The organism is Paraburkholderia unamae (assembly GCF_003096875.1).
Lineage (GTDB): Bacteria > Pseudomonadota > Gammaproteobacteria > Burkholderiales > Burkholderiaceae > Paraburkholderia > Paraburkholderia unamae.
Window position 1 is genome coordinate 160,288 of sequence record NZ_QEOB01000003.1, and the last position, 21,525, is coordinate 181,812.

Below are 21,525 nucleotides of genomic sequence, written 5' to 3' on the forward strand. Positions count from 1 at the left end.
ACGGACTCCTCAATAGGCGTGCGGATTCGACTCGACGTGCTCGGCCTTCACCTTGCCGCGCATGATGTAGAACGCCCAGCTCGTGTACGCGATGATTGCGGGCATGAACACCGCCGTCCATCCGGTCATCCACATGAGCGTGTTACGGCTCGATACCGCGTTCCATACCGTCAGGCTTTGTGACGGATCGCTGGACGACGGCATGAGGAACGGGAACAGGCTCACACCTGCCGTGCCGATCACGCCAATCCAGGCAAGCGCGCCAAACCACCAGGCGAGCGTGGAGCGGCCGGCGCGGATCGCTGGCAAACCTAGCAGCATGCCGATATATCCGAGGGCCGGCACGGCCCACAACACGGGATGGCTTCGGAAATTGTCGAGCCATGCGCCTTCGGCAACCACGACGCTCTGTTGCAGCGGCGTCTGCGCCACGCCCGGCAGCGGCGCGTGTGCGATGCGGTAGCCATGCAGATGGCTCACCCAGATCCCGCCGATCGTGAACAGCACGATCGCGACCATGCCGCCCACCGTCGCCGCACGCCTGGCCCTCGTCCAGAGCGGCCCGCGCTCGGTGCGGCCCATGAGCATCGCGCCGCCCATCCAGGCCGACAGCGACAGCGACAGCACCCCGCACATGACGGCAAACGGATTGAGCAGGCTGAGGAAGCTGCCCGTGTAGAAAGAGGTCAAATCCCAGCCGAAATGGAAGGGCACGCCCAGCAGCATGTTCCCCATGCCGGCGCCGTACACGATCATCGGCACGGCGCCGCTCACGACGAGCGCCCAGTCCCACGCATTGCGCCATGCGGCCGTCGGCAGCTTGCTTCGATACTCGAATCCCAGCGGCCGCACGATCATTGTCCACAGCAGCAGCAGCATGACGATGTAGAGCCCCGAAAACGCGGTTGCGTAGATCAGGGGAAAGGCGGCAAAGATCGCGCCGCCGCCCAGAATGAACCAGACCTGATTGCCGTCCCAATGCGGCGCGATCGTATTGAGCGCGATGCGCCGCTCGGTGTCGGTCCGTCCGACGTAGCGCAGCAGCGCACCCACGCCCATGTCCATGCCGACCATGATCGCCAGCCCCATCAGCAGCACGCCGAGGAGTAGCCACCAGAGCACCTTGAAGAAAAGATAGAGTTCCATTAATGCTCCTTGACCGTCGAGATGCCCAGCGCAGCCAGTTCGCCGCCCGCGGCGATGCTGTCTGCGTGTCCGTCAGCATCGTGACTTTCCGGCCCCTTGCGAATCGCCCTGACCATCAGAAAGATTTCGACAGCGGCGAACACCGTATAGATGAGCACGAAGCCCGCCAGCGAGAAAATCATGTAGCCCACGCTGTGGCTCGACGCGGACATCCAGGTGGGAAGCACGCCGAACACCGTCCAGGGCTGCCGGCCGACCTCCGCCGTGACCCAGCCCATTTCGCAGGCGATGAAGGGAACGGGGATCATCCACGGCGCCAGCTTGAGGAACCAGCGATGCCGCATCAGATCGCCGCGCAGCGAAAGGATCACCGAAATCACGAAATACGCGAGCATCAGCAGTCCGCAGGCCACCATGGCGCGGAACACCCAGAAGATCGTGAACACGTTCGGGATGGCGTCGCGGGATGCGCGGGCGATATTCTCGTCAGTTGCGTTCGCAACGTCCTGATTTTGCGCGTAGCGCTTCACGAGAAAGCCGTAGCCGAGGTCTTCGCGGTGCGCATTGAACTGCGCCAGCGCCGGGGCGTTGGCCGGATCGGAACTCAGCACCTTGAGCGCCTCGACGGCGGGAATACCGTTCTTGATGCGCCGGGCAGCATCGGTCTCGATACGGTCGATACCCGGAACGGTCGTATCGAACGTATGGGTGAGGAGCGGCGTGAGCACATAGGGAATCTGGATGCTCCACGCGTTGCGCTGTTCGCCCTGAACCGGCCAGGTCGCAATGTTGAACGGCGCAGGCGCCTTCTCCGTCTGCCACATCGCCTCCATGGCGGCCAGCTTCGAGGGTTGTGCATGGCCGCCCACGAAGCCCAGTGCGTCGCCGAGCGTAATCACGCCCGCCACCGAAAGCACGCCGAACAGGCTCGCCATGCGAAACGAACGCTTCGCGATCTCGACGTGCCGACCCCGCAGCAGGTAGTACGCGCTGATGCCCGTCACGAAAATGGCGGCCGTGACGTACCCCGCGATACTCGTGTGCACGAACTTCGTCTGGGCGTCCTCGCTAAAGATGAGCGTGCCGAGGCTCGTGAGTTCCATGCGCATCGTGACCGGATTGAAGGCCGCGCCCTGGGGGTTCTGCATGAAGCCGTTGGCCACGAGAATCCACAGCGCCGAGAAGTTGGAACCCAGCGCGACGAGATAGGTGACGGTCAGATGCTGCGCTTTCGAGAGGCGATCCCAGCCGAACGCCATCAGGCCGATGAAAGTGGACTCCATGAAAAAGGCCATCAGCCCCTCGATCGCGAGGGGCGCTCCGAAGATGTCGCCAACGAAGCCCGAATAGAATGACCAGTTCGTGCCGAACTCGAACTCCATCGTAAGCCCGGTCGCCACGCCGAGCGCGAAATTAATGAGGAACAGGCCGCTCCAGAACTGCGTGATCTCCCGGTAGATCTTCTTGCCGGTGATGACGTACACGGTCTCCATCACCGCGAGAAGAAAAGTGAGTCCCAAGGTCAACGGGACGAAGAGGAAGTGATAGAGCGCGGTGGCGGCGAACTGAAGCCGCGACAGCTCAACCACGGTGTCGTTGATCATGAAATGCTCCGCTAAAAGCTTGACGAGCCGAATCCCGGATTCCGGTCCTGCGGCGGATAGTCGGCCACGCACCGGCGCTCAACGATTGGCGCTTCGATTCACTGCATCGGTGAAACCACGGAGGCGACATATGTCCCCGCCTCTGATAGTTTCATATTTTATGTAATCGAGTAACTTTTAGTAGCAGATCAAGCGTGGCCAACTGCCGCAGCGGCTTATGCGGCGTGCCGCGTGCTCCGGTTCGACTCTCGCGAAGCAAACGTTTTATTTTCACAGGTTAAGAAATAATAAGTCTCGTTACACGGCCCTCCGCTGCCCCGATATACTTGCGACGAACACAATGCACACCATGAACGATCCCCTCACGGTCACCCGCGCGATTCGAATCGGCGATCCCGCACCGGAATTTCGCGCCCGAACCACTTGCGGCGAACGCTCGCTCGCGGACTACCGCGGCAGTTGGCTGCTCTTTTTCGCCCACCCAGCCGACTTCACGCCGGTATGCACCAGCGAGTTCGTCAGTCTCGTGAAGGCCCAGGACAAATTTGACGCGATTGGCTGCAAGCTTCTCGGGCTGTCCATCGACAGCCTCTATGCGCATCTGGCGTGGTTGCGGGACATCCACGAGCACTTCGGCGTCACGGTGACGTTTCCTATCATCGAGGATCCATCGATGGCCGTCGCCACGGCCTACGGCATGCTCGACCCGCTTGCGCCCGATGCGGCGGCAATCCGGGCGAGCTATGTGATCGATCCAGAAGGGATAATCCGGGCGATCACCTGGTATCCGTTGAATGTGGGCCGCTCGGTCGACGAGCAACTGCGTCTCGTGCGCGCCCTGCAAGCCGCGGACAACGCCAGCGCGTCCACGCCCGAAGGCTGGCAGCCCGGCATGCCGATGCTGGAACTGGCGCCGGTCTCGCTCGATGGCGCCTTGCAAAGCGGGCAAGGCAGCGCGCCGTGGTACTACAGGGAGCGGCCATCGCCATGAGAACCACGCCGGAGGACTTCGAGGCGCTACAGGAGCACGCGAGCGAAGCCGCAGAACTTATGCGATTGCTTGGCAATGCTAACCGGCTTCAATTGCTTTGCCAGATCGCGCAAGGCGAACAGTCCGTGGGACAGATCGAGGAGCAGCTGGACATCAAGCAGCCCGCGCTTTCGCAGCAACTTGCAGAGCTGCGCAAAGCGGGCCTGGTTCAGACGCGCAGGGAATCCCGATCGGTTCTATATTCGCTGGGCGACGGAAATGTCCGCCGTCTTCTCGAATTGCTGCTCGTGGCATTCAGGGTAAGGACGCTGCCACAGATTGAAACACCCGCCGAGAGGGCTCCTGTCGCCGCGCCCGCGAGCCACGCTGGAGACAGCGCGCGATTTGCCCGGGTGGAACGGTGAGTTTTTGGTTCTGTCGCGCTAGTTTAAGAGGTGTTAGCAGAATGACTTTTGCAGGCGTTGCCAGCATATGATGCAGCAGGCGATTCTGAGGAATGCCTCGTGGATGAAAGCCAGCTGTTCGAAACGGATGCGCAGTCGGCGGAAGTTGTGAAGCCACGAGATGGTCCGCTCCACGACCCAGCGTGTTTTGCCCAGCCCACTACCATGAGGCTGACCACGTCGAGCGATTTCGGTTGCAATGCCGGCGGCGTGTAGTGGACGTCGATATTTGTCGTGGTCGTAACCGCTGTCGCCCTGAACGAGCCGAGCCTTTGATAATGGTTTGCCACGCTTGCTGCGGATTGGCGGAATTGCCTCGACCAGCGCTTGAAGTTGAGTGACATCGTTGCGGTTGGCGCCGGTCAGGATCACCGCGAGCGGGATGCCCTGCGCTTCGGTGATGAGATGGTGCTTTGAACCGGGTCGCGGTGCCCTCAAGAAACGGATTTTTTCGTATGCCAAGACGGCCCTGTCGATTTTCTGACGTGCAGGGGCGGGAATCGCCCCTTGGCGACGCGTTTGTTGGCGTGCCACACATAGTCGCCAGTGAGGTTAATGTGATTCCAGCCAAGCGGAGCGACGTGCGAGATCAGGCCGTCGTCGATTTCGCGCTGCTGCCGTAGGGCGGCAATGGAACGCTCCAGATACACCGTGTTCCACAGCGTAATCGCGGCCACCACCAGGTTCAGGCCGCGGGCCCGGTAGCGCTGTTTTCATACGAACGGTCCCGTATCTCGCCCAACCGATAGAAGAACAGAGCCCGCGCGAGTGAATTGCGAGCTTCCCCTTTGTTCAGCCCGGCGGATACGCGGCGCCGCAAGGCCGGCTGGTCAGTTTCTACTGCAAATCAACACACGCTCGTCTCCGTCGCGGTCGCGGTACTTATCGGGGGCATCGAAACACTTGGGCTGCTCGCGGAGCAGTTCAGCCTCAAAGGCCCATTCTGGGACCTGATTGGACGCCTTAACAACAACTTCAACAACCTCGGCTTCGTCATCATCGGTCTGTTCATCTTTGCCTGGGTCGCCTCTTTCGTGATCTACCGCCTGAAAGGCTACGACGACCTGCCTGCGTCCCAGACCGGCAGATCACAGTAACGCAAAGGGGTGCTGATCGTCGCCTCTCTTTGCACGAGCGTCCATCGGTCAGCGCTCCATCATGCTGCGGGTGAAAATCATGGTCAGACCAGGCGGCAAAATACACAAACCGTTTGCGGCATATGGCCGCATCCAGACGCACAACGGCGATGATCGACTATCCCTCTGCATATTCGCTAACGCAATTTAGCCCAGGTGAGCTACCATGCGCGCATGACTGCCTTTACACGCGCCAGCAAGCAATCCGGCACGTGGCTAGCGCTGCTGGCCATGTGCCTGTTCGTTTTTGCGCCGCTCATCAGTCAAATGAATGCCGCTGCGCGTGGAATTGAGCCCAACGCAGCCATCTGCTCGGCCAGCCCCTTCGGCCATGCGCCCCGTCTCGCCCATACCGGGAGCCTTTCGGCCTGCGACTATTGCGACCTGCTTGCAACGCCAGCAGCGCCGCCGCCCATCGCCGTACCCACGCCAGGCTGGCTACCGCTGCTCACCGCGGTTGTCGTCATGCCCGCGTGGCCCGTTGACCTCCCCGTCATTGCGTACTTCGCGGGCTATCCGCGAGCCCCGCCCTCCGGCTCCTGAAGCGTCGTCGCACGCTTCGCATCCTGCATTCTCATGATCCGCATGCCTGGCGTTTGCCCGGCACGCGCTCGCTCACGTGCGCCTCTTCGATACGCACCGCACCGGTACGCATCATGCAAAGACCGCTTGAATTCACGGCACGCCGACGATGGCACCGCACGGTTTCCACCATCGTTACCGTTCTCACTCTTTCGGGGACATTTGCACTGGCTGGCTGTGACCAGAAACCTTCACTGTCCTTCCAGAATCTGGATATCACCGGAAACAGACAGTTCGCCAGCAACTTCTCGCTGCCGGACACAAACGGAAACACGCGCACACTCGCTGACTATCGCGGCAAGATTGTCATCATGGTGTTCGACTACACGCATTGCCCCGATGTTTGCCCAACAACGCTTGCCGAGCTATCGCAGGCCATGCAGCAGCTTGGTCCGGAAAAAGCGCAGCATATCCAGGTGCTCTTCGTCTCGCTCGACCCAGAGCGCGACACGGCGCCGATCCTCGCGCAATACGCAGCGGCGTTTGACCCGTCATTCCGTGCATTGCGACCGGCAGATGCCGACCAGCTCAGGAAGATCGCTACTGACTTCCACCTGGTGTACGAAAAGGTTCCAGGGACAAACGCTGACAACTACACCATGAATCACACGGCTGCCAGTCTCGTATTCGATACGCACGGCAAACTGCGCCTGTATGTGCGCGATGCACAGGGCAGCGCTCCCTGGGTTCACGACCTGGGCGAGCTGCTCGATGCCGGCTAATTGACGTTGCCCCTACTCTCTCTTAAATCCTGAACAGGACATAAGCCATGCATAGCATTCTTCGCTCGATTTCGATTGCCCTTCCTCTCTCGGTGATGTCGCTCGCCGCCGCTGCCGCATCCAATTCGGTGATGGTCTCGGATTGCTGGATCCGCTCGATGCCCGGTGACACGCCCTCCGGCGGCTACTTCAAACTCGCGAACGTGAGCGACAGGAACATCGATCTTGTCGGCGTCAGCACGGACGCATTTGGCATGTCGATGCTGCACCAGACCCAAAGCAACGGCAGCACGTCGAAGATGGTCATGGTCGACAAGGCAAGCATTCCCGCGAAGGGCACGCTCGTCTTCGCGCCCGGTGGCTATCACGTGATGTTCGAGAAAGCGAAGCAGCCGCTCGCAGTCGGTTCGAGCATTCCTGTGACCTTCAAGTTCGGAGACGGCGAAAATGTCCAAGCACAATGTGCCGTGAAGAATGCGGCAGGTCAATAAAGCGCAACAGGTGAAGTTTGTGACCGTTTTTTAGGCGGGCACAGTCGCCTGCCTGTCGACTCATTCGCAAAGCTGCGTCATGAATATCCAGCTGCCAAACCGCGATACCGTATCACACGCCTTGATGTTCCTTTATCCCGCGCAGCCCAGGAAAGCATCGTTCATGCATTGCCAGATAACTGCGGACACTACCACCCGCTGACATGTCTCCATCCGCCCGCACCCGCACGACTGCCTGGCTTGGCTTGATCGCAATGTGGCTCATCGTGCTCGTGCCGCTGATCAGTCAACTGGTCCTGGCAGAGCGTGCGCATCAACCTGTCGCGCCACTCTGCTCCGACACACAGACTGCGGGCATCCAGGCTCACCACGCGCTCGATAGCGAGCTGTCCGGCTGCGGTTATTGCGACCTGCTGACCACGCACGCAGCCATGCCGCCGTTGTCCGCCATCGCGCTGGCAGTTGTTGCACTCGTCTTCGTCACCATCGTCCCTGCGCTCATCTCGCGCTTCACGCCGCTTGGCGCGTTCCCCTCGGGACGGCCGAGGGCGCCTCCAGCCGCTCGCTGATTCCCCTTTTCGTCTGTTGTGCACTGTGCGACCGCGAGGCGCGCGGTGGATCGCGCACGCCGTCGCGATCTGCACGCGATACGCCACCGTCCGGACCGCATTGCACAACACATAGGTGGCTTCCGCAGTTTGCCGCGCGCCGCCGTTGCCATGCTGCCGGAAATCCGGAGCCCGTATGGCTGAACGTCACGGCGTGTGTCTCCGCCATCGCGCGGGCAGGTTGAGCATGGTCCGTCGTGTACGACGCTGACCGGGTCCGCCGGCGCGCCAATGCGAGTGCTGATCCCCGGCGCCTGGCCGTACCCGCATACCGACGGCGGCAAGCGACCTCCATACGCATTTGACGCAATCGCACCGCATCCTACATTAGCTGGAGAAACATGACATGAACGATCAATGGTTGAACGAGCGCATCGGGGTGATACGTGAGCTCAAGACGCCTACCGAGCACCAGCGAGCGTTGCTAGCGCTCTTTGACAATCCGGTTCGCCGCGCGGACGAAGAGCGCAAGCTCGCCGCGCTTGTCAAAGCCGAAAAGGCTGCCGTACGCGCACAGAAAGCGCGCGCAAACGCAACCCGCGTGCTCAAGGAGGACCGGCTGTTGCAGCGCCGGGCGCGCGATCAACTCGCCATTGTGCGCAGCGCTTGAGAATCGCGCCCCCGGCGAACTGCTGGGCGCGCTGCTCCGCTTCATCGACCAAGGCACACCCTGCGATCGTCAGGCCTGGAAACAGGCTGGCGATGCGCTGATTGCCAGACAGATTGCAAGCGGTGTTCCGGCAGCACGAACACGATCTGCCGAACGCAGCGATTCGCGAGCCGGATCTCCCCAAAACAAACGCTAAAACGTGCAGCCGGTGAGCCTTCGCCACCTACTAGCCGCCTGTACGAGATACACGACTCCATCCGGGAAACAGCAACCATGTGCAGGCTGACCATTGTCGCCACCGCTTCGCTCGCGACCCTCGCTTCACCCCTGCATGCGCAGGAGACCCATACCGATACTCCAGAGCTGCCCCAACGAGGCGGCCAAAGTGCATGGCGCGGCAATGGCCTCGACCGCCGCCTCTTCCGCGACAACAGAAGTGGCTGCACCGGCAGACTCTGGCGCAGATGCGCCGAGCTTGCCCGCAATCAGGATCACGGCCAACAGGTACCGCTTTTCAGCATCGGACACTGCGCTCGATGTCCGCTCCGCAACACGTACCGACACGCCCTTGCTCGAAGTGCCGCAATCGGTACAGGTGCTCCCCCGTACGCTGATTGAGGAGCAGGACGCCCGCACGCAGGCCGATGCACTCGTGAACGTGTCAGGCGTAGTCCCCAGCCAGCCGGAAGAAAATCTCTTTGTCGCGTCCATCGTGCGAGGATTTCCCGCCGAAGCCTATATGGACGGGTTGCCCATGTACGGCATGAGTGCGGCCAACAGCCCAGCCAGCCTCGTCGGTGTCGAGCAGATCGTGGTGCTCAAGGGACCAGCCTCGACCTTGTATGGCGGGGGCCTCGGCTCCCCGCTGGGCGGCCTGATCAATATCGAGTCCGAATGGCCGGCAAGCGAGGCGGGCGGCTACGTTGCGATGCGCACCGGCAGCTATGGAACCGTCAATCCCTATTTCGACCTGACCGGGCCGCTGACATCTTCGATCAACGCGCGCATTGCGGGCGAATACCACAGCAATGGGAGCTGGATCGACCAGGTCAAGGGCGAACGGTGGTCGGTAAAGCCGAGCGTCTCGTTTCAGCTCGACCCCAAGACTGTCCTGCTTGTGCAGGGACAGTTCAACCATAGCAGCCAGCTGGAGTACTCGGGTCTGCCGGCCGCCCAGGCACTGGCAGGCGAGCTTGACCGCCACGCCTTTCCCGGTGCGCCTATCGGTCAGCCACGCACCACGATCGACGACGAACATCACCGGATTCTTCCACTGGATATCCGGTCGCAACGCGACGATCGACTGCTTTAGCACCTGGCGCACGAGTTCGCGATCGAACAACTGGTCGCGCCGCTTGTGCGGAGGCTGCGGGCCGCGCGACACCGGGTGCATCGTTTTGGGTACGGCAGGCGTCGAGTTCATGATTTGCAGTCCTCTATAATTCGACAGAGGCACTCCGTTTATGTCACTGCTGCGTCATCCGCCGAATGGAATTGGCCCGAGATGGTTCGCCAGCGGCCCGAGTGCCGCCACCGGCAGGAACAGCAGCGCGCCGACAATCAGGATCGTTCCCAGCAGCAGAAAACCGAACGTCGCGGTGTTGTCGCGCATCGTGCCAAGTGTGGCAGGTGCCGACTTCTTGCGGACAAGGAATGCGGCCATGGCGATAGGCGCCACAATGGGCTTGAGCGTGCAAGCAGCACCCGGACGATTCTCATGTGGCTGGCGAGTTACCCACAGTCAGAGGGCTTTCTATGAGGTTATGCACAGAATCGGTGGACAAACCTGTGCTCAGTTTCGCGCTCAGGCGCGCGAATCCCTACGTTGGCGAGGGTCGCGTCGGGTTGCGTTGCCGATGAGTGCCGTCGGGGTGTGACTGCGACCGGGCCTTTTTTTCGAGCGGCGCGCTAAACTATTTCCGCTGACGCGGGACACAGCTATGAGCTTGGCTCCCGAGCAGCGCGCACGCTCAAAGGGCGGATCAAATCCAAACAGGGGGCCGAAGCATATGCGAGAGTTCGTCGGCTACGAGAAGGACCGGCGCGGGATGGTGAAGCACGGTGGCAAACGGGTGCAGGCCTGGCACTACAGGATCATGAAGAGTCAGCCCATGATCCAGTGGACGAAGGCGCGTCACGGTACGCTGAACGGCACCGCCTACGAATTCGCGGTGACGCAGAATGGCCGTACGCACCGCGCTTACGCCTACTTCTGGTGGGGTAATGAGCTGCTTTTTTTCCAGACTGGCACGACGCTGATGAACGAGAGCGAGGCGATTACCTACACGGGCGCCACGAAAGTGGCCGCGTGAAGCTCATCCGCACGGTCCGGCAAACCGGGCATGCTGCAGGTTCGTCGCCTAGCCAATAATCAGACGTCACGCATAGCCCCGACGGTGCGAAAGACGGACTCGCTGGACGGTGCCGGTACCGTTCTTCCGCAAGGGCATGGTGCGCTGCTGACGCACGAAATAAACTGTCGCTTGGCGGCTTCACGCCGACCAGGATGATCAAGATGATGACGGCGGCACCGACCACGGCCGAGAACGTGCCGTCCCAACTATCAACCCTATACACGTGACCAACCAGAAGCTCGCCGCCGTCGTCAGACCTCGCACCACGTCGCCACGGAGAAGTATTGGCCGTGCGCCAGGAAAGCCAATAACGGAAACCACTGGGGCGGCGCACAGTCACACTTTCATTCAATCGGCTCTTTCATCTTGAAAACGGACATCGATCAACCTCAAGGTCGAGTCGCCGAGTTGGGTCGCCTGCGGCCGGCCGCGTCGGGCGGCGTCCGGCCATGAAGGGTCGTCCGCCCGCACCTTCACTCGGCCATTCAGGCGTCAGTTCCACCTCTGGAATCGGCCATTCCCAGGAATGTTAGCTCTCACTGCGAGTCGGATGCTCTCTCTCCATCCGTTGGTGCCGGTAGTACCGTCAGCGGTTCAAAGTCCGGCAATAGAGTGAAGCAGTCGCCGCGTACGATTACCTAGCGGCGGATTTGGACTGACTCGCATCCGGGTTCGTTGCTCGCTAAGGCTTGCGCGCGCATTTGCAGCCGATGGCAATATGGCTAACACGAACTTTACGCCATCCAAACAACGATGAAAGAAATTCGTTAGAAAAACAACCCTACCAAGGGTTAAGTTATATCAATCATTGCCGTTATTAATGTTGACTTTTCAAGCACATGCAGATCCCAGCACTTTCCCGCTCGCTGTCGCAAGAAACAACCAAATGAATCTGTCGCGATCGCGCCAGATCTATTGAAGTGGCGTCTCCAGACACAGAAGGATGCTCTCGCGGAATCAGGCTCCGAACATAAAATATAGCAACGTGTAGACCTCATGCGGAATAACCAGCCCGTTACCCAGCGGGAGTACATACTCTCCGGCAACAAGACACTCGTATCTGTGACCGACCTCAAGGGGCGCATCACATACTGCAATCAGGCATTCATTGAGGCAAGCGGCTTTGAGCGCGAAGCGTTGCTTGGCCAGCCCCACAACATCATCCGTCACCCGGATATGCCTCCCGAAGCCTACCGTGACCTGTGGGCAACGTTGCAGCAAGGGTTGCCGTGGAGCGGATTTGTCAAGAACAGGCGCAAAAACGGTGACCACTACTGGGTGCAGGCCAACGCAACGCCAATGACCGATGGGCCGCACATCACTGGCTACCTTTCCGTGCGCACTGTCGCCTCGCGGGCATCGATCGAGGCGGCCGAGCGTCTATACGCGGTGATGCGCGAGGAAGCTCGTAGCGGAAACCTGATCCACGTTCTCCACGGGGGGGAAGTTGTGCGCCGGAACTGGCTCGGACGCATCGGACGCGCGTTGAAGATGGGTACTGGGGGCAAGGTGCTATTTGCCCAGATCGCGGCGGGGAGCACGCTCTTCGGGACGGTTGCGGCTGGGTTGCCGTTGTGGACGACTGCTATTGCGACCATCTTGTCGATCCTGGCAATCTCCCATCTGGTTCACACGCTGGCGATAAGCCCTTTGGATGGACTTGTCGACGATGCGAACCGTCTGGCCGCTGGCGATTTGTCCCACGTGGTAACGACAGCGGGGAAAGATGCGGTCGGCCGTGCGCAGCAGGCGCTGCTGCAGATGTCTCTCAACCTGCGTACGGTTGTCCGTGATGTGCGCGACGAGGTTGATCAGCTCGGTGTGGCAATCAAGGAAATTGCAGCGGGAAACTCGGACCTTTCGGCCCGGACCGAGTCTCAGGCTAGCAACCTGGAGCAGACCGCTGCCTCTATGGACCAGATCAGCGGCACGGTGCAACAGAGTGCCGAGGCTGCGGAGCGTGGAGCGTCACTCGCACGTGACACGTCGCGAGTGACGCTTCAGGGTAATGAGGCCGTTGAGGCGGTTGCGGAAACCATGGAAGGCATCGCTGGCTCGTCGAGGCAGGTCAGTGAGATCGCACAAATGATCGAGGGCATAGCCTTTCAGACCAATATTCTTGCGTTGAATGCGGCTGTTGAGGCGGCCAGGGCTGGCGAAGCAGGCAAAGGGTTTGCAGTCGTAGCATCCGAGGTGCGGGCACTCGCGCAGCGAACTTCGGAAGCTACGAAGGAAATCAAGAGCGTACTGGCGGATTCGGTGAACCGTATCATGCTTGGACGAGATCGGACCGGGGACGCACGCGAACGGATGAAGGATGTTCTCGGTGCGGTGGAAAAAGTCAGCACGGCACTTGATGAAATCAGTGTGGCGTCGACGGAGCAGCGTACCGGTGTTTCGCAGATTGGTGCGGCTGTCACACAGATGGATGCGTTGACGCAGCAGAACGCGGCGATGGTGGAAGAATTGGCAGCGGCGGCTGAAACGTTGCAGGAACGGGCTGCTGAGGTAAGCAGTTCAATGCGCCTTTTCCGTCTCGAACGCGGCGAATTTTCGCTTTCGCAGATTGACGCTGTTACTCAGCGCCGGGAAGCAAAGCGTATCGTGTCAGACTGATCGAATCAGCCCAGCGGCTTGAAAACAAGCGATCGATGTAGTCCCGAAAGCGGCCGCTGGTGTCGCATCCGCACTAGTGGCAGCAGTGGGTCCAGGTCGTGTAAAAACGCGAGGCGGACGCAATGACGATTTCATGCGATCAGCCGCAGGCGTCAACGGGCCCGATTTGGTCCGTGTGACGGTTATGGGCGCTTGAACTCTTTGTGAGAGGAAGGGGTACCCAGGCGCCGTAATGCGCGCTGGTTCGACCGCCATGCTGCAAGCCTATCCTCAGGCTCGCATCTTTTGCATCATCGCCTGCGTACCGAGGATCGCCATGACGCGCCTGAGGTTGTATGCAAGGACATGAAGGCTCATCTCGGTGCTGACATGCTCGCGTGTTTTCATAAGGAAGTGCGCCGCGCCCATCCAGAATTTCAGCGTGCCAAACGGGTGCTCGACGGTCTGACGGCGTACACGCATCATTTCCGGCTTCAGTTCGAGCCGTCGCTGCATCGCCTCGACGACGGCCTCATGTTCCCAGCGCTTGATCCGGCGAGCCTGCTTGCCTGAAGTGCATTGTTTCCTGATGGCGCAGGTAGAACAGGCCGAGCTCGAATAGCAATGCAGCGTCATGCCATGCTCGATGTTTGTGAAACGCCAGTTGAGCCGCCGCTGGGCCGGGCAAAGATACTCATCATCTTTGGCAATGTAGATAAAATCCTGCCTGCCGAAATAGCCGTCAGCGTTCTTGCCCGAAGTCAATGGTTTGGGAACGAAGGTCGTAACGCCCGCCTCATGGCATTGCAGGACTTCCTCGCTCTTGAAGTAGCCCCTGTCGGCAACAACAGTCAGATCCTTGATGCCGGTAGCCGCCCGTGCCTGGCCGGCCATGTTCGACAGCTGGCTGCGATCGTTGCCAACGTTGGTGACCTCGTGTGCGACGATCAGATGATGCGTGTCATCAACGGCGGTCTGAACGTTATAGCCAACCATTCCTGTTCCCCGACCGCTGGTAGCCATTGAGCGCGCGTCTGGATCGGTCAGGGAGACCTGTCCATCTGGCGACTCGCGCAATCTCTGCTCCATCGCCTTGAGGTCCTGCATCTGCTGCCTGAGCTTGCTGATCTTGTCGCTGATCCGACTCGCCTTCGCCTCGGCAACATCGGATTGAGTCCGGTCTGCCGTCTCCATCGCGCAAAGATATCGCGCGATGCTCTCATCGATCTGCTGCAGGCGCGCCTTGACCTTCGCGCTCGTAAAATTGCGATCGCGATTGTTGACGGCCTTGAACTTGCTGCCGTCGATGGCCACCATCGACTTTGAGAAGAGGTCCAGGTTACGGCATAGCACGATGAACTGGCTGCAGACATTGCGGATCGCCTTGCCGTTGTCGCGGCGGAAGTCGGCGATGGTCTTGAAGTCCGGCGAAAGACGGCCCGTTAGCCACATAAGCTCAATATTGCGTTGAGTCTCGCGCTCCAGACGCCGACTGGACTGAATGCGATTCAGATAGCCGTAGATATAAATCTTGAGCAGTACAGATGGATGATACGAGGGCCGGCCCGTTGCTGCGGGAGCGGTTCCGTCGAAGCCCAGCTCATGGAGATCAAGCTCATCGACAAAGACGTCGACTACACGCACCGGATTGTCCTCGGAGACATAGTCTTCGAGATACTCGGGCAGCAGGACAGCCTGCTTACGGTCTTCGCCTTCAACGAATCGCTTCATGTTGCCGCCCGATCTGAACGCGTTGCTTCAGTTTAGGCGATCAGCATGCGTTTTCACACAAGCTGGGCCAGAAGCGGTCGCTCGGCATTGCATCTATGATCGTCAATCGCCTGAACTCGACCTTAGTCCGGGCACCGTGCACTCGCACGTGGAAGGCGTATTTCGCAAGCTCGAGTGCTCGATGCGTACCGCTGCGACGTTGAAGGTGTCGGCGCTGGGGCTACTGTAAAAGGGGGCGAGCGCATTCACCATCGCTTCGAATGGCGCGATCGGATTGGCTATCGGGAAGCTTTTTTCCGTACACTCGGAGCATGAATCTCGACCTCATTCATGTGCGGCCCGCCGTTCTGTCACGCCTCGTGCGCCTTGGGGCAAATGTCGACCAAGCCATGGCTATCGCACGTGTGCCCACGTCGGGTCGGGTAGACACGGCCCGGTACTTCGCATTCTGGGAGGCACTGGGCGCCTCTTCGCCCCCGGACATCGGGCTTCGGCTTGCGGGCGTGACAACGGTGCACGAGTACGACCTGTCGTTGCTTGCGGCGCTGCATTCGCCAGACGTGCGAACTGTGTTCGAAAAACTCGCGCGCTACAAACGCCTCTGCGGACCACAGGACTTGCACCTGGAGCTTTCTCCGAAGGAAGTCGCCGTCTCGACGGCGTGGTTGAGCGCCTCGACGCCGCCGCCGTCGCGCCTTGTCGATGTCATGTTCGCAACGCTGCTCTTGCTGCTCCATCGGGGCTCTGGCAAGGCACTTGCCCCGAAGCGCCTCGAACTTACACGGGCGCGCTCAGATGAACCCATGCTGATGCAGTTCTTCGGTTGCCCGCTCAAGTTTCGCGCGAAGCGCGACGCACTGATCTTCGACGACCGCGTTCTGGAGACGCCTTTCGTCACGCACAACGCCGATCTGCTCCACGCGCTGCTCCCCATTCTTGACGAGCAGGTAGCGAAGAAGCGTGGCAATGGTTTCCTCGACGAAGTTCGCAAGGCCCTTGCCAAACGAATGTCAGGCGAGCGACCGAGCGCCGATAAGGTCGCTCATGAGCTTGCGACCAGCGCGCGCACGCTTCAGCGTCGCCTCGGGGCGCTAGGCACGAGCTACCAGCAGGTGCTCGACGAAGTTCGCCGTGACACGGCGCGGCGCCTTCTCTGCACGACGAGCATCGAGATCGCCGAAATTGCCTTCCTGCTTGGGTTTGAGGAACTGAACTCCTTCACGCGTGCTTTCCGAAACTGGGAGGGCAAGACGCCGAAACAGTGGCGCGAGTTTCGTGGCGCGATTGGATGAGTGATCGGCGCGATCTGGTTTGAGCGCAGGCATCCCTATCGATATCTTGTCGACATGGACCCCACCGGACGACGCAACCTGGACTAGAACCTATGTCGACGAAACCTGAAGTGAAGCTTGGCGCAACCGGCCCTACCGTGTTCCCTATCGCACTGGGCTGCATGGGCATGGGCGCGACCAGTTGGTACGGCAAGAGCGATGAATCCGAGAACGTCGCCACGATTCATAAGGCGCTTGAGCACGGTGTGAATGTGCTCGACACTGGCGACTTCTACGGCATGGGACGTAACGAACTCCTTCTTGGGAAGGCACTTCAGGGGCGACGCGATAAGGCACTGCTTAGCGTCAAGTTCGGTGCGCAGCGTGGACCGGACGGGGCGATCGTTGGTCGGGACGCGCGTCCGCAAGCGGTGAAGAACGCGTTGGCCCACAGCCTGTCACGGTTGGGTGTCGATTACATCGACATCTATCGAACGGGATTGGACCCGAACGTACCCATCGAGGACACGGTGGGGGCGATGAGTGAAATGGTGAAGGCAGGGTACGTCCGCTACATCGCTTTGTCCGAAGTCAGCGCCGACACGGTTCGTCGCGCAGCCAAGGTACATCCCATTTGCGACGTCCAACTCGAGTACAGCCTCATAAGCCGTAACATTGAATCAAAGATCGTCCCGACACTCGCGGAGCTGGGCGTCGCCATCACGGCCTATGGCGTGCTCTCGCGCGGCCTGCTAACGGCCGCGAGGCCGAAGGATGAAGGAGACGCGCGCGCACAACTCCCGCGCTTCGAGTTTGCAAAAGAGAACGAACCGCTCGTTAATGCTCTCGCTCATGTGGCCGCCGGGAAGAACGTAACGCCGGCGCAACTGGCCATTGCCTGGGTTCGTGCCCGTGGCGCGGCCCTGGGCGTGACGATTGTCCCGACGCTGGGTGCGCGCACCCGCGCACAACTCGCCGACGTGATCGCGAGCCTCGACGTATCTCTTGATGCCGCCGAAGTCGCGGCGCTGGAGCAAGCTGTGCCTGCAAGTGCAGTCGTGGGAACGCGCTATCCTGAGGCTTGGTTGCACACGATCGACAGCGAGAAATAGCCGCCGTCGATTCCACATTGCCTCAACGACAGGGATTATGTTTATGCGCAAATGGCTTCTTCCCTCCAAAGAGAGTTGAGTTACGCGACGGTCAAACGCACACGACGAACATTGCGAATGGCCGTTATCGAAACTCCCGAGAGTCTCTTGTGGGTCGATATGACCCGTTCGCTTTCGCGCCGCGCCGAAGCGCTCCTGGCCGAGCGGTCGCTGATAACCGACGCAGGAGACCTGGCACTCAGCGTCGAGCCCTTCGACGGCGATCTGTTACCCGCAGTTCCTGCGCGACGAAGCCCGTTGCATGCGCGTGCAGGCTGCTGCAGAGCAGAAGATCATCGCCCGAGATACCCCCAGGCGGGCGACGCGTGTTGCCTGCGAGGCGAAGCGCCGACGTTCGCCAAGGACTTCAGCAATCGCTCGGACAAGCGCGCCAACGCAAGGTATCGGCAATCTGAATCGTCCACCGGACGGCCCACTCTGACATTCGAATGTCGGTGGCAGCCCAAAGCGGAACCCAATTGACATCTCAAGTTGCACTCTCTGGCTGCGGTTGGGAACGGCACAGAGTATCGTGTCGGTCGCATTGCACGCGATCAGCCCTTCGTCATCGAACTGCGGGGGTCAACCCCGCGCGAATCGCATGCTGATGACTATCGACAGGCCCATCAAGGCCATCACGACAACATATTGAGCGTGAGCCGGCCCATGCTCGGCGGGTTTGCGAGCTTGAGTGGGTCGGGATGATCATGTTATGGCACCAAAAACTGTGCCTTCTTGCCGAAAACGAGCAAACATTGTATAAATATTGAACAAACATTGCTCTGTTTTGGGGGTGCCATGAATATCAACTTTGCGCCAGTCGACGAAAGCTTCATCAAGCGAAGCGTGGAATGCGGCCTGTATAGCAACGCAAATGAACTGGTCCGCGACGCCGTTCGCCGCTTGCGCGAAAGCGAGGAGCGCCATGTCGAACTGTTGGCCGCCCTCCAGCTGGGTGAAGACGACATTGCGCAGGGCCGCACCAAAACCTATTCCAAGGGCCTAATGCAAGCCGTTCGAGAGCGGGCCGCAGGCCGCGCAGCCTCTGGTGAGAAGCCGAAGTCTGATGCCACTCCCTGAGTATCGGCTGGAGCTCGCCGCCCAGGCCGAGCATGACATCGAGGACATCCTTGTCTATACGCTCCTGACCTGGGGCGAGCGGCAGATGCACGATTACAGCGATCTGTTGGACAACTGCCTCGCAACCATTCAGGCCAATCCGAACATCGGACACACCCATGATCTTGACTTCTACAAATGCTTCCGGGCGGGGAGCCATTTGATCTTCTACAGGATCGAAGAAAACACGGTCTTCGTCGTCCGTGTCCTGCATTGCCGGATGGATGTGCCGCGTCATCTGGAATGATCCGCGTTTTTCCCGGAAAAATGCCGGATCCGACGGCCCGCGACGCTGCAGGTATGTAGAACAGCCCGAGACAAACAGCCGCTCATGACCCTGCTGACTGGTTCATTCGCTAAAAACCGGCGCCTCTGGGATACAGGAGGCGCGGACAGTTAGTTGCAAGATGAAGCTACGCGCTCGATTGACGGCGCAACAACTAGCCATCTTCTCCACGTTCTTCTTCCGCGAGGCAAGGCGCCAGAAAAGGTCCATCTACTTCTGGTCCATCGCCAGATCGAAACTGCCGGCCCAAGGCTCTGGCGCTACACGTCCGACAAGCCATGCCTTGAAGCTCTCGAACGGCGTAAGCGGCTTGCCCCGAGCATTCATCTTGATGTACAGGTCGTCGGTCAGGCCGAAGCGCTCCAAGTCGAGAAAGTGGAAAGTGATTCGGGGTCGCTGGTCATCAATGAGGCGCGCATCCATGCCTTTGGTGAGATTCTGTCGCGCTAACGCGGTGCGCTAGAATTCGCATTCCCTTACGAATCGTGAACGAGACGGGCAAAACGAAGAATTCATCGCGTGCGACGTTTCCTGCGGGGATCGGAAAGGTTCTAAAGCGCCGGCCCTATCCGCTGGATGTGATTCTGCTGTGTGTTCGCTGGTACGTGGCGTACTCGCTGAGCCTGCGCAACCTCGAAGAGATGATGGCCGAGCGAGGAATTGAGGTCGATCACTCAAGTGTGCACCGATGGGTGATCAAACTCGTGCCCTTGTTCGAAAAGGCATTCCGGCGAATCAAGCGCCCAGCCGGCAAGAGCTGGCGCATGGACGAGACCTACGTCAAGGTCAAGGGACAATGGAAATATCTGTACCGGGCCGTCGACAAGGAGGGCAACACGATCGATTTCCTGCTGCGTGCGCATCGCGACAAGGCTGCTGCGCGCCGGTATTTCGACAAGGCGATTGCCCAGAATGTTGAGCCCGAGACTATCACCGTGGACAAGAGCGGCGTCTCAATCTGGCCGCGCTCGAAGCGCTCAACGCCGCACGGAAAAAGCCAATCAAGATCCGGCAGAACAAGTATCTGAACAACGTCATCGAGCAGCATCACCGCGCCATTAAACGCGTCATCAAGCCGATGATAGGCTTCAAGAGTTTCCGGTGTGCGCGCATCATTCTGTCCGGCATCGAGGTGATGCACATGATTCGCAAAGGGCAGATGCAGCACGATGGCGACACCAGAACCGCCGCCGAGCAATTCTATTCGCTGGTCATATAAGCAGTTCTCTTCATATCAAATCCGCTCGCACGACTCCTTTATCGCGACAAAGCCAATCGTCGCATCTCCGTCAACGGACGGTAAACCAGTACCCGTTCACGCTATATTGAGGAAAACTGATGCCCTGTCTGGCATCTTGACGGCGACGGCTGCGAGCGCGATTCAGGTCATGGGACACGGTCCGGGAGGATGAATGGGCAACGGGGAATTGGAGCACCGCGAGCTACGCGAACCGTCCGCCCAGGCAGCATTTTCGGATATCGCGTCGCCAATTGTCGACGAAGCAATCGAGCAGGCGAAGGGAGTTGCCAGCAATCCTTCCGCGGAAGGCCTCCACCAGTTGCGCATCAGCATGCGGCGCCTGCGATCGTTGTGGTGGTCCTACCGACCTTTACTTGACGCGGGGGAAAATACCCGACAGGGCGACCTCTTCAGGTCACTTTCCGATTCGGCCGGCAAAGCGCGCGATTATGACATCCTGATCGAGTTGCTCAAGCAGCAACAGCGTGGGGGCAAAGCGCTTCCGTCTGAAATATCGGACGCTCGCCAGAAAGCACTCGATACCGGCAGAACTGTGCTCTCGAATCCTGAAATGAAGACGATACTGCTTGATGCACTCTCGCAGGCGACTAGAGAGTTAGCTGCGAGAAAGGACCGGACGCCACTTCAGACGTTCTCAGATGGCCGTGTCATAGCATCGGAAAAGCAGTTGCGCAGACGAATGAGGCGCGCGGCGACGGTCAAAAACTCGAACGTGGCTGCTTTTCATGATGTCAGAAAGGCTGGCAAGAAGACCCGGTATCTGCTGGAACTGTTCGGTCCGGTACTCTCCGGCGGCCACGGAAAAGCGCTGAACCGCCTCAAGAAAATCCAGAAGCGATTCGGTGCTTTGAATGACGTTGTTGTAAGTGAAAACCTTTTGCGGAACAACGCCTCGCTGCTTGCCGGAATCGCGGACCCTGAGAAAACGCTGAAATGGTTCAGAAAAGAACGTGAACGTCGATTGCGTGCGGCGGCTGCCTTGCTGCGCAAGTATCGGAAATAGGCCTGCCAGCAACGGGCAGCCTACTGTGAAGCCGATCGGTTATACATGCAGCACAGACTACTCTGTGAACGCTTCAATCGACAGGGATCGTGCTCCTGCGCCGTTTCCACAACGCTTTGTCGAAATGTTGCTCGCCAATCAATGCACCCCAGGCAGTGACCCAGCGCGTGGCCTGCTCCGCGTTCGCCTCGTCGCACGCAGCAAGGCGCGCCATTGCGCAGCGCAAGTGCTCATGCATGAATCGTCTGCGATCTTTGGTGCCAGACGGCAAGGCCGAAACCTTAAGCACTCCACGATGCGTTGTCACGCAAATGTGCCGCTGCAAGGAACGTTGAAAGGGTGGAGTGCGACTTCGGCGTCGCGGGCGGTCGCGCGGGCCAAGCGTCATGTGATCGGCTGCCGCCCGCGCCAGAGGCGGCGC

At 59.8% G+C, this 21,525-nt stretch carries 22 protein-coding genes and 3 pseudogenes; 18 read left to right on the plus strand and 7 right to left on the minus strand.

From position 1 onward, the window contains the following. Positions 1 to 9: 9 nt before the first annotated feature. Positions 10 to 1,146: a cytochrome d ubiquinol oxidase subunit II gene (gene cydB / locus C7402_RS07670; RefSeq protein ID WP_112174627.1), complete on the minus strand. Its 1,137-nt coding sequence runs from the start codon at positions 1,144 to 1,146 to the stop codon at positions 10 to 12. Then, positions 1,146 to 2,750, minus strand: a complete 1,605-nt coding sequence (locus C7402_RS07675; protein ID WP_116610135.1) for a cytochrome ubiquinol oxidase subunit I — start codon at positions 2,748 to 2,750, stop codon at positions 1,146 to 1,148. Before C7402_RS07675 ends, cydB begins: the two co-directional genes overlap by 1 nt. 340 nt (positions 2,751 to 3,090) lie before the next feature. Between C7402_RS07675 and C7402_RS07680 the strand changes: the two genes are divergently transcribed. After that, a complete protein-coding gene (locus C7402_RS07680; RefSeq protein ID WP_112174625.1) occupies positions 3,091 to 3,741 on the plus strand; it encodes a peroxiredoxin in 651 nt (216 codons plus the stop codon). Then, a complete protein-coding gene (locus C7402_RS07685) occupies positions 3,738 to 4,145 on the plus strand; it encodes an ArsR/SmtB family transcription factor (protein ID WP_116610136.1) in 408 nt (135 codons plus the stop codon). Before C7402_RS07680 ends, C7402_RS07685 begins: the two co-directional genes overlap by 4 nt. A 33-nt stretch (positions 4,146 to 4,178) precedes the next feature. Here the strand turns inward: C7402_RS07685 and C7402_RS07690 are convergent. Both C7402_RS07690 and C7402_RS07695 read right to left on the minus strand, forming a co-directional pair. Next, a pseudogene (locus C7402_RS07690) lies at positions 4,179 to 4,610 on the minus strand (IS5 family transposase); the annotation flags it as partial. 8 nt (positions 4,611 to 4,618) lie between these two features. Next, positions 4,619 to 5,004 (minus strand): annotated as a pseudogene (locus C7402_RS07695) (Tn3 family transposase); the annotation flags it as partial. On the opposite strand from C7402_RS07695, the gene C7402_RS07700 reads away from it, so the two are divergent. The 7 genes from C7402_RS07700 (at position 4,973) to C7402_RS07730 (ending at position 9,645) form a co-directional block, all read left to right on the plus strand. Further along, complete coding sequence (locus tag C7402_RS07700) at positions 4,973 to 5,281, plus strand: HoxN/HupN/NixA family nickel/cobalt transporter (RefSeq protein WP_244314770.1); 309 nt, start codon at positions 4,973 to 4,975, stop codon at positions 5,279 to 5,281. The pseudogene C7402_RS07695 and the gene C7402_RS07700 overlap by 32 nt on opposite strands. A gap of 213 nt (positions 5,282 to 5,494) precedes the next feature. After that, positions 5,495 to 5,863 carry a DUF2946 domain-containing protein gene (locus tag C7402_RS07705; RefSeq protein WP_116610138.1) on the plus strand — a complete coding sequence of 123 codons (369 nt, stop codon included), beginning with the start codon at positions 5,495 to 5,497 and terminating at the stop codon, positions 5,861 to 5,863. 113 nt (positions 5,864 to 5,976) lie between these two features. Continuing rightward, positions 5,977 to 6,624 carry an SCO family protein gene (locus tag C7402_RS07710; RefSeq protein WP_116610139.1) on the plus strand — a complete coding sequence of 216 codons (648 nt, stop codon included), beginning with the start codon at positions 5,977 to 5,979 and terminating at the stop codon, positions 6,622 to 6,624. Positions 6,625 to 6,671: 47 nt separating this feature from the next. Then, positions 6,672 to 7,115 (plus strand): copper chaperone PCu(A)C, encoded by a 444-nt coding sequence (locus C7402_RS07715; protein WP_116610140.1) that lies wholly within the window; start codon positions 6,672 to 6,674, stop codon positions 7,113 to 7,115. Positions 7,116 to 7,318: 203 nt separating this feature from the next. Further along, entirely contained in the window at positions 7,319 to 7,684 is a 366-nt protein-coding gene (locus C7402_RS07720; RefSeq protein WP_116610141.1) for a DUF2946 domain-containing protein, read from the plus strand. A gap of 400 nt (positions 7,685 to 8,084) precedes the next feature. Next, entirely contained in the window at positions 8,085 to 8,333 is a 249-nt protein-coding gene (locus C7402_RS07725; protein WP_133254429.1) for a hypothetical protein, read from the plus strand. Between the two features lie 400 nt (positions 8,334 to 8,733). Continuing rightward, entirely contained in the window at positions 8,734 to 9,645 is a 912-nt protein-coding gene (locus C7402_RS07730; RefSeq protein ID WP_116610143.1) for a TonB-dependent siderophore receptor, read from the plus strand. A 165-nt stretch (positions 9,646 to 9,810) separates the two neighbouring features. Here C7402_RS07730 and C7402_RS07735 read toward each other — a convergent pair whose 3' ends face one another. Then, positions 9,811 to 10,011 carry a potassium-transporting ATPase subunit KdpA gene (locus tag C7402_RS07735; RefSeq protein ID WP_279635539.1) on the minus strand — a complete coding sequence of 67 codons (201 nt, stop codon included), beginning with the start codon at positions 10,009 to 10,011 and terminating at the stop codon, positions 9,811 to 9,813. 262 nt (positions 10,012 to 10,273) lie between these two features. On the opposite strand from C7402_RS07735, the gene C7402_RS07740 reads away from it, so the two are divergent. Continuing rightward, complete coding sequence (locus C7402_RS07740; RefSeq protein ID WP_133254430.1) at positions 10,274 to 10,645, plus strand: hypothetical protein; 372 nt, start codon at positions 10,274 to 10,276, stop codon at positions 10,643 to 10,645. Positions 10,646 to 10,820: 175 nt separating this feature from the next. Here the strand turns inward: C7402_RS07740 and C7402_RS47625 are convergent. Next, positions 10,821 to 11,017, minus strand: a pseudogene (locus C7402_RS47625) (MgtC/SapB family protein); the annotation flags it as partial. Positions 11,018 to 11,683: 666 nt separating this feature from the next. Here C7402_RS47625 and C7402_RS07750 point away from each other — a divergent pair. Next, a complete protein-coding gene (locus C7402_RS07750) occupies positions 11,684 to 13,303 on the plus strand; it encodes a methyl-accepting chemotaxis protein (RefSeq protein ID WP_116610145.1) in 1,620 nt (539 codons plus the stop codon). Between the two features lie 270 nt (positions 13,304 to 13,573). Here C7402_RS07750 and C7402_RS07755 read toward each other — a convergent pair whose 3' ends face one another. Then, entirely contained in the window at positions 13,574 to 15,013 is a 1,440-nt protein-coding gene (locus C7402_RS07755; RefSeq protein ID WP_116610146.1) for an IS1182 family transposase, read from the minus strand. A gap of 311 nt (positions 15,014 to 15,324) precedes the next feature. On the opposite strand from C7402_RS07755, the gene C7402_RS07765 reads away from it, so the two are divergent. The 7 genes from C7402_RS07765 (at position 15,325) to C7402_RS07795 (ending at position 21,104) form a co-directional block, all read left to right on the plus strand. Then, complete coding sequence (locus C7402_RS07765; RefSeq protein ID WP_165841814.1) at positions 15,325 to 16,305, plus strand: AraC family transcriptional regulator; 981 nt, start codon at positions 15,325 to 15,327, stop codon at positions 16,303 to 16,305. 92 nt (positions 16,306 to 16,397) lie between these two features. Next, entirely contained in the window at positions 16,398 to 17,396 is a 999-nt protein-coding gene (locus C7402_RS07770) for an aldo/keto reductase (RefSeq protein WP_116610148.1), read from the plus strand. Positions 17,397 to 18,233: 837 nt separating this feature from the next. Beyond that, complete coding sequence (locus tag C7402_RS07775) at positions 18,234 to 18,515, plus strand: type II toxin-antitoxin system ParD family antitoxin (protein WP_116610149.1); 282 nt, start codon at positions 18,234 to 18,236, stop codon at positions 18,513 to 18,515. Further along, positions 18,502 to 18,801 (plus strand): type II toxin-antitoxin system RelE/ParE family toxin, encoded by a 300-nt coding sequence (locus tag C7402_RS07780; protein WP_116610150.1) that lies wholly within the window; start codon positions 18,502 to 18,504, stop codon positions 18,799 to 18,801. The genes C7402_RS07775 and C7402_RS07780 overlap by 14 nt, the downstream gene beginning before the upstream one ends. A 153-nt stretch (positions 18,802 to 18,954) precedes the next feature. Beyond that, the gene (locus tag C7402_RS46835; RefSeq protein WP_165841815.1) at positions 18,955 to 19,290 is read left to right on the plus strand and encodes a hypothetical protein; all 336 of its coding nucleotides are present in this window, start codon (positions 18,955 to 18,957) and stop codon (positions 19,288 to 19,290) included. Between the two features lie 89 nt (positions 19,291 to 19,379). Continuing rightward, a protein-coding gene (locus C7402_RS07790) for an IS6 family transposase (protein ID WP_116610432.1) occupies positions 19,380 to 20,059 on the plus strand; the annotation gives its coding sequence in 2 pieces (ribosomal slippage) (positions 19,380 to 19,793 and positions 19,796 to 20,059; 678 coding nt in all). A 193-nt stretch (positions 20,060 to 20,252) separates the two neighbouring features. Continuing rightward, positions 20,253 to 21,104: a CHAD domain-containing protein gene (locus C7402_RS07795; protein WP_116610152.1), complete on the plus strand. Its 852-nt coding sequence runs from the start codon at positions 20,253 to 20,255 to the stop codon at positions 21,102 to 21,104. Positions 21,105 to 21,525: the final 421 nt, after the last annotated feature.

What these genes read in the sequence shown, in the direction of transcription:
- C7402_RS07750 (WP_116610145.1), top strand. Translation starts at nt 11,684, where the DNA reads ATGCGGAATAACCAGCCCGTTACCCAGCGGGAGTACATACTCTCCGGC.
- C7402_RS07710 (WP_116610139.1), top strand. Translation starts at nt 5,977, where the DNA reads ATGCAAAGACCGCTTGAATTCACGGCACGCCGACGATGGCACCGCACG.
- cydB (WP_112174627.1), bottom strand. Translation starts at nt 1,146, where the DNA reads ATGGAACTCTATCTTTTCTTCAAGGTGCTCTGGTGGCTACTCCTCGGC.
- C7402_RS07765 (WP_165841814.1), top strand. Translation starts at nt 15,325, where the DNA reads ATGAATCTCGACCTCATTCATGTGCGGCCCGCCGTTCTGTCACGCCTC.
- C7402_RS07730 (WP_116610143.1), top strand. Translation starts at nt 8,734, where the DNA reads ATGGCCTCGACCGCCGCCTCTTCCGCGACAACAGAAGTGGCTGCACCG.
- C7402_RS07775 (WP_116610149.1), top strand. Translation starts at nt 18,234, where the DNA reads ATGAATATCAACTTTGCGCCAGTCGACGAAAGCTTCATCAAGCGAAGC.
- C7402_RS07720 (WP_116610141.1), top strand. Translation starts at nt 7,319, where the DNA reads ATGTCTCCATCCGCCCGCACCCGCACGACTGCCTGGCTTGGCTTGATC.
- C7402_RS07795 (WP_116610152.1), top strand. Translation starts at nt 20,253, where the DNA reads ATGGGCAACGGGGAATTGGAGCACCGCGAGCTACGCGAACCGTCCGCC.
- C7402_RS07755 (WP_116610146.1), bottom strand. Translation starts at nt 15,013, where the DNA reads ATGAAGCGATTCGTTGAAGGCGAAGACCGTAAGCAGGCTGTCCTGCTG.
- C7402_RS07770 (WP_116610148.1), top strand. Translation starts at nt 16,398, where the DNA reads ATGTCGACGAAACCTGAAGTGAAGCTTGGCGCAACCGGCCCTACCGTG.
- C7402_RS07715 (WP_116610140.1), top strand. Translation starts at nt 6,672, where the DNA reads ATGCATAGCATTCTTCGCTCGATTTCGATTGCCCTTCCTCTCTCGGTG.
- C7402_RS07705 (WP_116610138.1), top strand. Translation starts at nt 5,495, where the DNA reads ATGACTGCCTTTACACGCGCCAGCAAGCAATCCGGCACGTGGCTAGCG.
- C7402_RS07675 (WP_116610135.1), bottom strand. Translation starts at nt 2,750, where the DNA reads ATGATCAACGACACCGTGGTTGAGCTGTCGCGGCTTCAGTTCGCCGCC.
- C7402_RS07780 (WP_116610150.1), top strand. Translation starts at nt 18,502, where the DNA reads ATGCCACTCCCTGAGTATCGGCTGGAGCTCGCCGCCCAGGCCGAGCAT.
- C7402_RS07680 (WP_112174625.1), top strand. Translation starts at nt 3,091, where the DNA reads ATGCACACCATGAACGATCCCCTCACGGTCACCCGCGCGATTCGAATC.
- C7402_RS07740 (WP_133254430.1), top strand. Translation starts at nt 10,274, where the DNA reads ATGAGCTTGGCTCCCGAGCAGCGCGCACGCTCAAAGGGCGGATCAAAT.
- C7402_RS07685 (WP_116610136.1), top strand. Translation starts at nt 3,738, where the DNA reads ATGAGAACCACGCCGGAGGACTTCGAGGCGCTACAGGAGCACGCGAGC.